General features: G+C 55.2%; 13 protein-coding genes. 2 read left to right on the top strand and 11 right to left on the bottom strand.

What is annotated here, in order from left to right; all coding sequences use genetic code 11:
- Positions 1 to 58: 58 nt before the first annotated feature.
- The 8 genes from MKR05_RS24455 to MKR05_RS24420 all read right to left on the bottom strand — a co-directional run bounded on the left by MKR05_RS24455 (position 59) and on the right by MKR05_RS24420 (position 11,293).
- Positions 59 to 1,420 carry a NosD domain-containing protein gene (locus MKR05_RS24455; RefSeq protein ID WP_023291513.1) on the bottom strand — a complete coding sequence of 454 codons (1,362 nt, stop codon included), beginning with the start codon at positions 1,418 to 1,420 and terminating at the stop codon, positions 59 to 61.
- Positions 1,421 to 1,479: 59 nt separating this feature from the next.
- On the bottom strand, positions 1,480 to 3,168 hold the full coding sequence (locus MKR05_RS24450; RefSeq protein WP_048296389.1) for a glycoside hydrolase family 32 protein: 1,689 nt from the start codon (positions 3,166 to 3,168) through the stop codon (positions 1,480 to 1,482).
- Positions 3,152 to 4,573, bottom strand: a complete 1,422-nt coding sequence (locus tag MKR05_RS24445) for a glycoside-pentoside-hexuronide (GPH):cation symporter (protein ID WP_048336603.1) — start codon at positions 4,571 to 4,573, stop codon at positions 3,152 to 3,154. The genes MKR05_RS24450 and MKR05_RS24445 overlap by 17 nt, the downstream gene beginning before the upstream one ends.
- A gap of 70 nt (positions 4,574 to 4,643) precedes the next feature.
- Positions 4,644 to 5,654, bottom strand: a complete 1,011-nt coding sequence (locus tag MKR05_RS24440; protein ID WP_117136904.1) for a LacI family DNA-binding transcriptional regulator — start codon at positions 5,652 to 5,654, stop codon at positions 4,644 to 4,646.
- Between the two features lie 459 nt (positions 5,655 to 6,113).
- Positions 6,114 to 7,379 carry an MFS transporter gene (locus MKR05_RS24435; RefSeq protein WP_023291509.1) on the bottom strand — a complete coding sequence of 422 codons (1,266 nt, stop codon included), beginning with the start codon at positions 7,377 to 7,379 and terminating at the stop codon, positions 6,114 to 6,116.
- A 41-nt stretch (positions 7,380 to 7,420) separates the two neighbouring features.
- Positions 7,421 to 9,544 carry an alpha-galactosidase gene (locus MKR05_RS24430; protein WP_284118916.1) on the bottom strand — a complete coding sequence of 708 codons (2,124 nt, stop codon included), beginning with the start codon at positions 9,542 to 9,544 and terminating at the stop codon, positions 7,421 to 7,423.
- Between the two features lie 114 nt (positions 9,545 to 9,658).
- On the bottom strand, positions 9,659 to 10,654 hold the full coding sequence (locus MKR05_RS24425) for a substrate-binding domain-containing protein (protein ID WP_032454463.1): 996 nt from the start codon (positions 10,652 to 10,654) through the stop codon (positions 9,659 to 9,661).
- A 90-nt stretch (positions 10,655 to 10,744) separates the two neighbouring features.
- Entirely contained in the window at positions 10,745 to 11,293 is a 549-nt protein-coding gene (locus MKR05_RS24420) for a helix-turn-helix domain-containing protein (RefSeq protein ID WP_072422468.1), read from the bottom strand.
- 100 nt (positions 11,294 to 11,393) lie between these two features.
- Between MKR05_RS24420 and MKR05_RS24415 the strand changes: the two genes are divergently transcribed.
- Together MKR05_RS24415 and MKR05_RS24410 are read left to right on the top strand one after the other, a co-directional pair.
- A complete protein-coding gene (locus MKR05_RS24415) occupies positions 11,394 to 12,053 on the top strand; it encodes an AzlC family ABC transporter permease (RefSeq protein ID WP_072422467.1) in 660 nt (219 codons plus the stop codon).
- Entirely contained in the window at positions 12,053 to 12,376 is a 324-nt protein-coding gene (locus tag MKR05_RS24410; RefSeq protein ID WP_008807893.1) for an AzlD domain-containing protein, read from the top strand. The genes MKR05_RS24415 and MKR05_RS24410 overlap by 1 nt, the downstream gene beginning before the upstream one ends.
- Here the strand turns inward: MKR05_RS24410 and MKR05_RS24405 are convergent.
- The 3 genes from MKR05_RS24405 to MKR05_RS24395 are packed head-to-tail and all read right to left on the bottom strand — an operon-like array spanning position 12,373 to position 13,679.
- The gene (locus MKR05_RS24405) at positions 12,373 to 12,966 is read right to left on the bottom strand and encodes an AAA family ATPase (protein WP_238874829.1); all 594 of its coding nucleotides are present in this window, start codon (positions 12,964 to 12,966) and stop codon (positions 12,373 to 12,375) included. The genes MKR05_RS24410 and MKR05_RS24405 overlap by 4 nt on opposite strands.
- Positions 12,963 to 13,400 (bottom strand): PTS sugar transporter subunit IIA, encoded by a 438-nt coding sequence (locus MKR05_RS24400; RefSeq protein WP_004203645.1) that lies wholly within the window; start codon positions 13,398 to 13,400, stop codon positions 12,963 to 12,965. Before MKR05_RS24400 ends, MKR05_RS24405 begins: the two co-directional genes overlap by 4 nt.
- Positions 13,401 to 13,409: 9 nt before the next feature.
- Positions 13,410 to 13,679: a hypothetical protein gene (locus tag MKR05_RS24395; RefSeq protein ID WP_284118919.1), complete on the bottom strand. Its 270-nt coding sequence runs from the start codon at positions 13,677 to 13,679 to the stop codon at positions 13,410 to 13,412.
- Positions 13,680 to 13,683 lie beyond the last annotated feature (4 nt).

Raw genomic sequence — 13,683 nt, 5'->3', positions numbered from 1 at the left:
GTAATCTGCCTCCTTAAATAACGTCATTCGCTATACGGATTAACAAACAGAGTGAATATTAATTTCCAGCAACCGGTGTCGCCCTGAAGGCATTACGCGCTCTGTCTATGACCACCTGTGCGTCACTGCCGCTATCAAGTATCGTGTTTTGCGCGGATTCTTTTTCTACCTGTACGGCGACCGCATCGAGTTCTTTTAACCTGGCCGTCGTCAGCAAAGCGCTGACCTGCGCCGCAAAGCAGGCATCCTCTTCAGAGGGCTGCGCCTGCGCCGCTGACGTCTCCGTGGTCGCCACGATATGGTTATTCACAATATAATTCCCTTTGCCGGAAACAAGGCGGATGATGACCGGTTTTATTCCCAGCGGCTTGAGATACTGGACATCAATCGTTTCGGAAATATGATTGGCAATAACCGAATTATTACTGCCGTTTATATGCAGCAAGCCATAGGCGTCATCCAGGCCGTTGTCATAGGCCTGCATCGGCGGCCAGGGTTCACGATCGCGCAAGAAATGGTTTGCCGAGATCAGATTCTCCGCGCAGTTGTTCTCGAGAACGAGCATTCCCGGATAAAATGAATGGAATCGATTGCTGGTGATGCTAGAGCGGACCACGCCCGATAAGTGCACGCTGCTCGCACCACGGGGAAAAATATTGTTGGTAGAAATCAATAACCCCCCGAAGTTTTGCGCGTAAATAGAATAGCCTTTATAGCCCGCGCCAATCAGGTTATCGGTTATTTTTGAAGCCTGCCCGGCGCCACGCAGCTCGATACAGTTACCGCATTCGGCGATAAAGTTATTATGGATCGCCATTGCATCGCTATTGTACGTGGTGAGGCCATGCTCCAGATAGATAAATCCCATCCCGGTAATGCGGAAAGCGTCCTGCGCGCTGGCGATATAAATGCCGGTTTTGCCGTTCGTATAGGTATTTTCCGGGTCGTTGTTTCCCAGCCCATCATCAACAAAGTGCAAACCATCAATACAGAAGTTTTCGAACGCCACCGAACTGATACGCGGCGCCCCGCTGCGTTTCACGTAAAATGCAGCGCCAGCATGTTCTTCATCGCCGGGCTGCGGGCAGAGATCGACCAGGATACGGCTCCCGCCCGGCCATATATCGTGCAAATTCGCCCACTCGTCCGCCGGCGTATTAAAGCGAATGCTCGAGGAGACAAAACCATGCCCGGAGCCCATAATTTTTAAATAACTGATATCAATTAAGACCTGCGTCTTCAGATGATAATCACCGGGCGGAATATAAATCGCGGCGCCCGGTTTACCCCCGTCGTTAATATCGGTTTCAGTTTGTCGCGATTTAATATCGGCGAGAATACTGTTAATGACTTCGCCAATATCCTCATACGGGTTGCCGACGTGCCACTGCGTAACATCATAATAATTTTTACGTACCATGAAAAACCGCCTCTAATGATAATAAGAAATCGAACATCAACGCTTAAATTTGACTTTGCTTATTCCTGCGAATACGTCGAGCGATATTGCGTAAGCTGTGCCGGCGCGCCGGAGAGCTGGATCCGGGTGAGCTGACTGCATGAGTAATAGCGTCGCGTACCGCATACGCTGCCCTGATTTGCGAAGACCTCAACAATCCCGGCATCAAAACACAGCGTGACGTCGCTGACGCCGGCCACCGGCGCGCGGTAACGCCCATCGTCCCGGCCTTTTTCATATAGCGTCAGATTTTTACCGTCCTGTTCGAGGATGATTTGCTGGCCGCTATCGCCCGTTAACGTCAAACGGAAACCATCGGCAGGCATAAAGGTTACAATGCCGGCTTTACAGCCTTTCTCATTAACCCAGATATCACCGTCATCCAGCGCATGGCGGCTGACGACCAATGATTCCGGCGGCAGCTCCGGCATCATGCATAGCCGCTGCTGCGCATTGAGATGAAAGCGACGCGGGAGCGACATTTCCCCCGAGTAAGCGGAGTCCACCGGTTTCTGCGTCGCCCAGTTATATAACCAGGCAAAGCCGATTCTTCGGTCGTCCTCACCCCAGGTTTGCAGGGCGTAGAAATCCGTACCGAAATCTAAAGTCTGCAGCGGCTGCTCGGACGGCGTGAAATAGCCGTTCCGGAAAGTACCGGTCTGGGCAAAAAGCAAATTATGTCGCCCGGTTGTCGGCTCCGTGTAGCCAACGACGCCGATAATTAATACCCATACGCCATCCAGGCAGAAGAAATCCGGGCATTCGACGCAGCGACCGCCGTTTTCGCGAAAATAGCCGGGAGCGACATACAGCACATGATGGAACGTCCAGCGTTCACTATCCGCCGAGTGAAATAGCAGCATCGCCGGATCGCCATTTACCGACGCGCCGAGGATCATATAAAAGGTGGCATCGGCCTCTTCGTACCAGACTTTTGGATCGCGGAAATCGCAGTCCACGCCCGCAGGCAGGTCGGTTAAGACGGTTTTTACCCATTCCGGCTTATCGTAGTCGTCGTGCGCAACGGCCATTTTCTGCACTTCCCGGTATCCGCGATACAGATCGTAAGCCGGGAGTCGTTCGGTATACCAGAAGCGGGTTTTTCCTTGTTTATCAATATACGCGCTGCCGGAAAACGCACCGCCCGTCGCGCCTAACGCGGAAAGATTCTGCTCTGGCTGCAGGAAAACCGGATAATGCCGCCAGTGATACAGATCGCGGCTCACCGCATGATTCCAGTGCATTGGGCCCCATTGGCTGGAGTGCGGATGATACTGATAAAACAGATGCCACTCGCCGTTCTTGTAGTGCAGCCCGTTAGGGTCGTTCATCCAGCCGGTACGCGGCGAGAAATGCAATGCCGGACGCAGCGGCTCCTGCAGATACTCGTCAGCAATATCCTGACCGCTCATCAGGCGCAAATCCTGCCCGGCTGTCGCGATAAAGGTGACGCCGCTCGCGCGCAGTGAATCCGGATGCCAGGTGTAACAAAGCGATATCTCGCTATATTCCGACTGCCACTCCAGGGTGGCAACGCCGTCCTGAAACGAGGTCCAGGTAAAATACTGGAAATAGCCCGACGCCTCCTGAATCTTAAATATAACCTGACCGTTCACGCGAATAGAAAACAGGGGTTGCGCCGCCGGTTTGGACGCTTTCAGCCACAAATCAATGCGCTGACCTTGTTTTATATTAAATGACAGGGACATCCTGAACCTCCTGTGGTTGACCGCGACCTTTTTCCAGCTCACGTTTTGCAAGATCCGTTTTGATTTTCTCAAGGAACGCGTTATTCAGCTTGAAGTAGCGCACCAGATACGCGCTGATGAAATAACTCACCATCGGCAACAGTGAGAACATCATAATAATCCCTTGAATAGTCTGAGAATTCTGCTGCGGCTCATTCGCGACATAGCCGGTAAATGCCAGAATCCAGGCGACGATTGCGCCAGCGACCGCCAGCCCCATTTTGAGCATAAACAGGTTTCCCGCAAAGGAGATGCCGGTCAGGCGTTTACCAAATTTCCAGTCACCGTAGTCATCGACGTCGGACATCATCGCCCACAGGATGGGGCCAGACTGAATTAAATGCAGAATGTTAATGACGATAAATAGCGCCATCAGCGGGGTCAGTGATTGCGGATCGATAAACCACAGCGCTAATGACAGAATACCGAGAATAATGTTAATAATGCGGAATAGCGCCAGCTTATCAAAGCGATCGGTAAGCGGTTTGGCAAGCACGCTGCCCAGCATATTACAGGCCACGCCCAGCGCCATAAAGAAGGTAATAAATCCGACAGACGCCTTCATGACATAAGTCGCATAATAAATAGTGACGCCACCGCGGATAAATGCCGGAAAAACGTTCAGGAAAGTAATAGAGATCATTAAGAGCCACTGATCGTTTTTGATAATGTCCCGCAGGTCTTTTTTCAACGACTCGTTTTGCTTAACCGATACCACCCGCTCTTTAATGCTGGAAAAGCAGAACAGGAACATCAGCGTTGCCGCACCACCCATAATGACCATGGTCAGCTGGAAACCGGAGGCGCGGTCGCCATTACCCAGCCAGTCCGTTAACGGCAGAATAGAGGAGGAGATAATTAATGTTGCCAGGCCATTCAGGAAAAAGCGCCATGACAAACAGCCCATACGCTCTTTCTGATTGAGGGTAATGACGCCGCCGACCGAGCAATAGGGAATATTAATCGCGGTATAAATCAGCGACATAACCAGATAGGTAACCCAGGCATAAATAATCTTGCCGTTCATGCTGAGCTCTGGGGTCGTGAACATCAGTACCGCCCCCAGACCAAACGGAAATGCCATCCATAATAGCCATGGACGGAATTTTCCCCAGCGCGACACGGTGCGGTCGCAGATTGCCCCCATCAGCGGATCGCTAAACGCGTCGAAGATGCGAATCACCAGGAATAATGTGCCCACCACTCCGGCATTGAGGCCATAGACATCGGTATAGAACCACGTCAGATAGAGCGCCAGTACGCTCCATATCATTCCTGAACCGGCGTCACCCATGCCGTAGCCGATCTTCTCCCTCAGCCCCAGCTTTTCATAAGCGCTTGGCTTTTCCATTGCGGTAGCAGACATAAATACACCTATTTTTTGTTAAAAGGAGCCCATGGCGCCAAATTTCGCGCCATTTCTAAACATAAATCCCTTACAGGGAAGTAATATTAATTTTTACGCTGCTCTCACGAATAATTAACCGAGAGACAATTTCGTGCATTTCAATACTGTCCGGCTGCTGTTGATGTTTCACCATCTGAAACGCGAGGTGAGCAATTTCATTTACCGGCTGTGCAACGCTGGTGATTTTTTTTGTTTGCGCCAATAGGGTATTATCAAAGCTGGCAATCGCAATATCTTCAGGAGCGGAGATGCCTTTTTCTTTTAGTCCATCGATAATATAGTTTGCCGCAATATCATTATACACTAAGAGGCATGTACAGGTTCGCGTCGGCTCGCTGAGTTTCTCGATAACATCATCAAGAATACTAATATGGCCTGATATCTTTTCACCCTCGCCTTTGGCTATCCAGAACGAATTATCTTTAGCAAGCTTTAAACCGTGACTCGCTATTTTTTTGCTGTACGACGAAACCTTACGGCTATCCACCCCTTCCTGGGCCACAAAGCCAAATGAAAGATGGCCTGTATGAATAAAATGTTCCGCAATACTTTCTGCGCCCCGGTCCTGATTAATCGATACGGAATTAAAGAACCGGGATACCTGGGTGACGACGGCGACCGGGATCCGGGTAATACTTAACCATTCTGAAAGTTCGGCTTCTGCTTCTGTCGGCACCCATAGCAAACTGTCAATGCCCATCCCCACTAAGGCCTGAATAATATGTTTATCCTGCTGCGGCTGATTCTGATGCGTTTTAACGATCACCGATTTGCCGATATACCGGGCCTCTTCTTCCACCGTCGCCAGCAGTTCACAGAAGTGAGGATTCACCAGATTAGGCAAAACCACACCAATCAGCCCTGAACATTTCCCGCTAAGCTGAAACGAACTTTTGCTGGGAACATAGCAAAGATAATCCATCGCCTCCCGCACCGCCTTACGCGTTTCCGCGACTACGCTGGGGTGATTATTCAGGACTCGTGATACGGTCGCCGTCGAGACCCCAGCTCTTTTCGCTACGTCTTTAATCGATGCCATGGTGATTGATCATACCCTCTAACAATGGTGTTCACTATAAATTGTGAACTCTGCCAGGAATGTAATCCAGTTCACATGTTGCTGCGTTACATAGATCCATACTCTGGCCTCGCATTTTTATTTTACTGGTCATCTTTATTAAGATACGTTAATTGAGAAAAATAAAATAATAAAAAGATATCAAGCTTTCCAGACAGGAAATAAAGAGGTGTGATGATATCATTACAGCTCATCACGAGTATGAGGGAGTTAACTTTTATTGACCGAAAGGATTATCTCTTTTTTACAAAAAGAAGAATAAGTTATAGCCCTTATATAGGGTAAAGCCGGGTACAATTCTGGCGGTTATTGTTCATTCCTTATATTTTAATGCCTACCGCTGCTTATGCGCTCTTTCATTTTCACCATAAAAATATTCTTATCTTTCAGTCACATCCATGTGATCTTACCTTCCAATGATTAAACCGTCATCGCATTATCGCGCAGCGGCTCAGTTTTCGTCTTACCCGCTAACGTAAACGCCGATATTAAAGTGACGGTGAGGGCAATACCGCCGAGGATCATATAGGTCTCCTGGAAACCGATCCGATCATACATATTGCCGGCGAAGGCGGAGAGGAAGATCGCCGCCACCTGCTTGGCGAACTGGAAGCCCACCAGGTAAATGGTCGCCGACAGCCGGACGTCAAACACGCCGGTAATATATTTAAAGGCGCCCACCAGCAGGAACGGCACCTCCAGCGCATGGAGCATTTTCAGCGCCACCACTTCCGCGGCGGTGGTGGCGAAGGAAGAGCCAATCATTCTTGCCGCCATCACCATCCCGGCAATCAGCAAGGTATTCTTCGCCCCGATGCGGTTAATAATCCACGGCGAGCTGAACATAATGATGGCGTTACAAATTTCTCCCGCGGTGGTGGCGAAACCAAAGGCACGGGTGCCTGCTTCCGGGGTCGCGAAGAACGATTTGAAGAAGGTGGCGAACTGCTGATCGAAAACGTCATACACGCAGGCCACGCCGATGACGTACAGAATAAACATCCACATCTTCCGCTGGCGGAACATGCGCACCGCCGTTTTTAAATCGATCGCCGGGCGATTGGCGCCGAGCGAGTCCATTACCTGCGCGGACTGACTAGCCTGCGGTTTGGCGATAGCCACCAGCACCACCAGCAGCAGCGCGGCGGCCGAGCCCATCCAGAACACCCACTCCGGGTTAACGCTGAACAGCATCCCCGCCGTGGTGGCGCACAGCGCCCAGCCCAGGCAACCAAAGGTGCGCGCCTTGCCGTATTCAAACCCGCTGTTGCGGCTTACCCGTTCGATATAGGCCTCCATCGCGCCGGCGCCGGCGGAGAACACAAAGCCAATGTAAGCGCCGCCGCTCAACGCCCCGAGCCAGATATTGGTTTTCAGCAGCGGAGCGAAAACATAAAGGAAGAAGGGAGCAATCAGCACCAGCAAAACGGTCACGATCCACATCAGGTGTTTTTTCAGCCCCAGCTTGTCAGAGATCACCCCGAGGATCGGCTGGAAACAGATGGCGAACAGCGACAGGCTGGAGAAAACGAGGCCGGTTTCGGTTTTATTCAGGCCGATGACGTCCGACAGCCAGATCGGCAGAAACGGAAAGCAGGTGGCCATGATGAAGAAGTAGAGAAAGAAGAACAGCCCGAAAATCCAGAAGTTGGGGTTGTTTTTGTGGGTACAGACGGTCGGGTTCATTATATTTTCCTCAAGAAGGGCCGCGGCGCGGCCCGGTACCATCACACGCGTTGCAGGCCAATCAGAATGGCGCTTTCCGGGTCGAGGATGGGCAGCGCCAACCCCGCCTGCTGTAGCCACTCACCGCTTACGGTCTGCGGCGTCGTCATCCATGCCGGCAGCTTCCGCATGGTGTGGCCGCCCTCGCCGGTAATCTGTATGTTCGGATGATCGAGGAGCGTCACCTGATAGCGGGCGCTCGCCTCCAGCCCCGCCAGGCGCAGCGGCGCCATCAGGGTGTAGTCCGGCATCGCCAGCTGGCTGACGAGGAAAATCGCCTGCGCTTTATCCGGGCTGACGACGCCATGGGCAAGGGTGGTGGCGTCCGGCATATCCATCCGCCACTGCACGCCGTGATGGATCACGTCGCGCCATTGCTTATGCAGGGCCGCGTATTTCCGGTACCCGGCGCGTTCTTCTTCATCGGCGCTCACCGGATCCAGCTCAAGCCCCATATGACCGAACAGCGCCGTCAGGCCGCGGAAGGCGATACTGTGCTGGCGGAAGGTGGCATGACAGTGGCGATTACCGATGTGCGCGCCCATCACCTCCGGCGGGAAGAAGTAGCTCATGCCGCGCTGGATGGTATTGCGTTCAAGGGCGTCATTGTTGTCAGAAGCCCAGAAGCGATGGCTGCGCTTGAGGACTTCATAATCGATACGACCGCCGCCGGAGGAGCAGGATTCAAATTCAATATGCGGGAAGCGGGCCACCAGCGTATCGAGCAGGCGATAGAACTGGCGGGTTTGCGCATCGGCGGCAGCTTTACCGTTATGCCCGGGCTGTACCAGCTCGCGGTTCATATCCCACTTCACATAATCCACCGCGTGCTCGCCCAGCAGCCAGCTCATCCGCTCCAGCAGATAATCAAAGGCTTCCGGAATATTCAGGTTCAGGACAAACTGATGACGCCCGGGAAGCGGCGTATAGCCCGGCAGCGCCAGCACCCAGTCGGGATGGGCGCGGTAGAGATCGGAGTTCGGGTTAATCATCTCAGGCTCCACCCAGATGCCGAACTCCATCCCCAGCGACTTCACGTGGTCGATAACCGGCGTCAGGCCGTGGGGATATTTGTCCTCATCGAGATACCAGTCGCCGAGCGCCGCCCAGTCGTCGTTGCGACCTTTAAACCAGCCGTCGTCAATGATAAAACGCTCCACGCCCAGCGCCGCTGCTTCATCCGCCATGCGCATGATGTAGTCCGGATCGTGGTCGAAATAGATCCCCTCCCAGGTGTTGAGATGCACCGGACGCGGCTTGTTGCCCGGGAAGCAAATAATCCGTTCGCGCAGATAACGATGGAACTGCTGGCTCATACCGTTCAGCCCGTTCGCCGAATAGCTGGCATACAGGTACGGCGTCCATAAGGTTTCCCCTTCCGCCAGCGCCATTTCGCCAGGCAGATAGAGCGCCTCGGCCTGCAGATAGCGGCGGCCATCGGTTTTCACCTCCGCCCGCAGGCGATGGTTGCCGCTCCAGCCCAGATGCACGCCCCAGACTTCACCTTGCATCTCGCTAAAGGCGTGGCTGCCGGTGATCAAGGCCGGGAAATGTTCGTGAGAGGTACGCCCGCGGCGGTTCTCCAGCACAAAGCTGTCGTGTTCAAGGAGCAGACGATGGGGCTGGAATTCGCGGATCCAGCGGCCGTGAAAAGCCATTACCTCGCGAGCGCGTTCGGCGACCGGCAGCGTGACCGCCAGGCGATCCACCTGCCATGGGCTGGCGCGCAGATTGGTCACGCCATGGCGCACGCTCAGCACGCCGCTGCTATCAAGCTGGATTTCACTGCACAACCGCAGGCCGGCCTGCGGGTCTTCGCTGACCAGGGTCAGCGTCTGGCCCTCCTGCCGCACTTCGCTGGTGGCGAAAATCGGCGAGGCATCCAGCCCCTGGCGATGACCTTCAATGCCCGGAGCGCCAAACAGACCATGGCCCAGCTCCGCCATTAAGGTGACCGGGGAATCGACGTCGAGGCGGCCATTGGCGACCGGCCGCGTCAGGCTGTCGGCATCCTGCGGCGAAAAGTGGCTTAAATGCGGCCCCCAGTAGATAATTTCGGCGAAAGGGTGGGTTTTGATCACCACGTCAGCCGTTGCGCTTTGCAGGCGTATAATCGAATCAGACATTAGACATCTCCACTTCAAGGAATGCCTTACTGTTGATCCGAAACGTTTCGGACACCAACCAAAACGTTTCGGATCCGTGATCGAGTTCAGGAAATTAATCTGTGGAGAGCGGTATCAGGCGGTTTCGCCGGGGATGAATTCGGGCTGCCAGAGCACCTGGAGCGAGGCCAGATCCTCGCCGGCGATTAAGCGGCGGACCATCGTGGCTATCTGGCGTCCCACCCCCTGTCGGGTGGACTGAACCACTGCGCCTACCGGGGTGTCGATGATGCTGTCCTGCGGCAAACCGTCGTAGACCACCAGTGAGACGCGATCGGCGCCGGTAAGACGCCCGAGCTGAGCCAGGGCCATCGCCGCGCCGTCGCCATGGGTGTTGCAGTCGGTGACAATCGCCGTTGGCGGTTCAGGCAAGCGCAGCAGCTCCATCGTTGCCTGAAACCCGCCGCGGCGGGTGGGCGGCACGCTGCGCAGCCAGGTTTCCGCCAGGCCCGCTTCGCGCAGGGCTTCCAGGTAACCGTTGCGCCGTTGGGTAATAAACGCCTGATTATTATTTTCACTCAGCAGCGCGATGCGCCGATGCCCCTGGCTAATCAGATGGCGGGTGGCGCGGTAGGTGCCCGCCTGGTTATCGAAATCAAACCAGGCGTAGGGCTGCGGCAGGCGGCTACGGCCCAGCGCGAGGAAAGGAAAGCCGGAAGAGAGCAGCTGAATCAGGCGCGGGTCGTCGTCCAGGGTATGCGCGACGATCAGCGCATCGACGCGACGGCTCTGCACCATGCGCATATACCCGTGCTTATCGGCCTGTTCATCATCGGCGATCAGCAGTAAATCAATCTCATAGCGCGCCAGTTCGTGGCTGATTTCTCCCACCATTTCGAGAAAGACGTTGTTATTCAGCGGCGCGGGGCGCACGGGGAACACGAGGCCAACGGCGTCGATTTTGCCCATTTTCAGGCGACGCGCGAACGTGTTTGGCCGATATCCGCGACGCTGCGCTTCAGCCTCGACGCGAGCACGGGTCTCCTGCGACACATCATCATAGCCGTTTAACGCGCGGCTGACGGTCGTAACCGAGATCCCAAGTTCTTTAGCAATGGCTTTCAGCGACATAGGTATGCCTGTCTTCGCGGAAGAATGCGGCTAGTGTCCCGCAATACGGCTATGGCGTCCAGCGAGAGCGCGACGCCCGCCGGAGCGATGTCAGTTTTGCTCAGCGATCAGCAGCGCCTGCGTATCCGGCTCCAGGGCCTGAAACATATGCTCCTGATCAGCCGGGTAGCAGATATAGTCGCCCTCGCCGAGCTCTTCCGGCGCCGACGTCAATCCTACCCGCGCGCGCCCCTGAGTGACGATAATATGTTCCACTGACCCTGGCGGATGCGGATGCGAAATGCGGTCGGCACCGGGCTGGGTGAGCAGCAAATAGATGTCCCGACGCGCGCCGGGCGGACAGGCGGCCAGCAAAATAGCCTGATAGTTCGCCTGCTCCGCCACCACTTTTGTCCCCTCGCCGCGGCGGATCACCTGCGTTTTGTTCACCTGCGGCTCAAGCAGCCGGGCAAATGGAATATCCAGCGCCACGCAGAGCGACCACAGCGTTTCCAGACTAGGATTACCGTTGCCGGACTCCAGTTGCGATAGCGTGGATTTGGCGATACCCGCCCGACGCGCGACTTCCGCCAGCGAAAGCCCGGTCCGCGCCCGCTCCCGCACCAGACTTTTGGCGATAACGCTGATTGGCTGTGTCATACCCGCCCCTTTGTTTTTTATATCGAACGATTCGTTCGCCTTGAAAAACGATCATTATGTGTTCATTATAATGGAAATTCGTTCGATATGGCTAAGTGATATGAAACAAACTCTCTCCAGTCTCACCGGAGACACGATAAAAGCGATTGCTTTAGTTTGCCTCGCCGTCGGGGTGGTGGGCATGTCCTATGGGTCGCTGGCGGTGGCTTACGGCTTCCCCCTATGGGTGCCGCTCGTGCTTTCGGTGTCCGTGCTGGCGGGCGCCTCTGAATTTATGTTTATCGGCATTGTCGCCAGCGGCGGTAGCCCACTGGCCGCCGCCGCCGCTGGCCTGTTAGTCAACGCGCGTCATATCCCTTTCGGGGTGACCGTGCGTGAACTGGTGGGTCAGCGCGCCTTAAGCTTTATCGGGTGCCACATTATGAACGACGAGAGCGTGGTCTTTGGCTTGTCGCAGCCCACCCCCGCGCAGCGCAAAGCGGCCTACTGGCTGTGCGGCGCCGGCGTGGCGCTGATCTGGCCTTTGGGTACGCTCACCGGCGCCGCCGTCGGCAAACTGCTGCCGGCGCCGGAGACCATCGGGCTTGATGCGGTCTTCCCGGCAATCCTGCTGGCGCTGGTGATCCCGGCCTTTAAAAACCGTACCACGCTGATCCGCGCCGCCAGCGGCGCCGCGCTGGCGCTTGCCGCCGTGCCGTTTGCGCCTACCGGGCTGCCGGTGCTGCTCTCGCTGTTTGGTTTACTGTCGAGGAAAAAATAATGGGCAATATGACGCTGTTTATCGCCGGTATCGCCATCCTGTCGCTGGGAACCTATCTGATGCGTCTTGGCGGCGCGAAGCTTGGTAATCGGCTGGCCTTTTCCGAGCGCTCGCAGGCGCTGCTTTCCGATGCGGCGACGGTGCTGCTTTTTTCCGTCGCCCTGGCCACCACTTTCTATGAAGGCGCGCATTTCGCCGGCATGGCGCGCGTTCTGGGCGTTGCCGTCGCGGTGTTCCTCGCCTGGCGCAAGGTGCCGCTGATCGGCGTAATTATCGCCGCGGCGGTGGTGACGGCGCTGCTGCGGCTGGCGGGTATGCCCTAGGACGGGTATGCGAAATTCGCCAGGCCGGTGCGTTGTCCGCTAATTGTGCCTTCAAGCCAGTGAATAACCGGCGTTATCTCCAGCGGGCGCCGCTGGTCTATCGTCAGAATGGGCCCTAAAGACATGGGCTGCGCACGCCCGGCCAGTTGGGCCAGCTCCGGCAGATACTCTTCGCCGGGGTGGCCCGGCGACCGCGTCGCCAGCCGCGAGGCATAGCGCGCGACCGCCAGCTCGGGGGAGATATGGTTCCAGATCTCAATCACCTGCTCCACGCCCGCCTGCTGCAACAATTTTTGCAATGTCTCCCGGGGCTGGAAGCCGAACCAGGCGTCGATCAACCAGACCATGCTGGCAGGCGATGCGCCGACAATCGACCAGATCACCTCATACGCCGCACAGCCCAGTTGGCGATTCATTGGCCGGTCGACCGGGGCCAGACGCGCCATAAACGGCTCTTTGATGCCGTCGATCGTCAATACCGGCAGGCTGAAGGTCTCCGCCAGCAAACGGGTGATGGTACTCTTCCCCGAAGCCGGAATGCCGTTGATTAAAATAGCCGTTTTGCAGACTGGGGTCAGATGTCTGTTCATAGTAATGCGACAACCTCCTCCCGGCTGCGGGCCATCCGCAGTTTGGCCATCGTGTCATTGTTATCCAGCAGCGCGACGATGGAGCGGATCCCCTCCTCGATATGCGCATTGCTATCCCGGGCGCCAAACATAATGACGATGTCGGCCTTTTCACTGTCTGCAAAGGGAATCGGCTTTTCCAACAGCACCAGGCTAAAGCAGTTGCGTCTGACGCCGCACTCGGGTCGGGCATGGGGGATAGCAATACCTTCATCGAAAACGTAATAGGCGCCATGGTTCAGGGTATTGTCGATCACCGCCTGGCTATATTCGGTCGAAATAAAGCCTTTTGCCTCCAGCGGGCGGGCAGCCAGCTTTATTACCCGCTGCCAGTCGGACTCCACAACGCCAACCTGAATGGCATCGGCCTCAATAAGCAGTTCTTTTATGGTCATGCTGTATTCCTAAATATTGCGGCGAATAATATTGCGTAAATTATCAATCTGCAGAAACAGCGTATCAATATCCTGCCGGTGGGTGGTGCTTTTGGCATATATGGATAGCGCCCGGTTGTAAGTCAGCATCAATGTTTTTTGCACCTCGCTATTGCCAGGCTGGCGCTGTAGTTCGCCTTCCAGCCTGGCAATCTCCTCCGCCAACTGACGGGACTGTTGATCATAATCCTGCAGCGGGGTTTGCTCTTTTTTCCACAACGTTTTCAATAATTCAAACATAGCA

The organism is Klebsiella sp. K5-204 (assembly GCF_030128585.1).
Classification (GTDB): domain Bacteria; phylum Pseudomonadota; class Gammaproteobacteria; order Enterobacterales; family Enterobacteriaceae; genus Klebsiella; species Klebsiella quasipneumoniae.
Note: the sequence above shows the minus strand (reverse complement) of the source record. Positions and strands in the feature narration are given on the sequence as shown.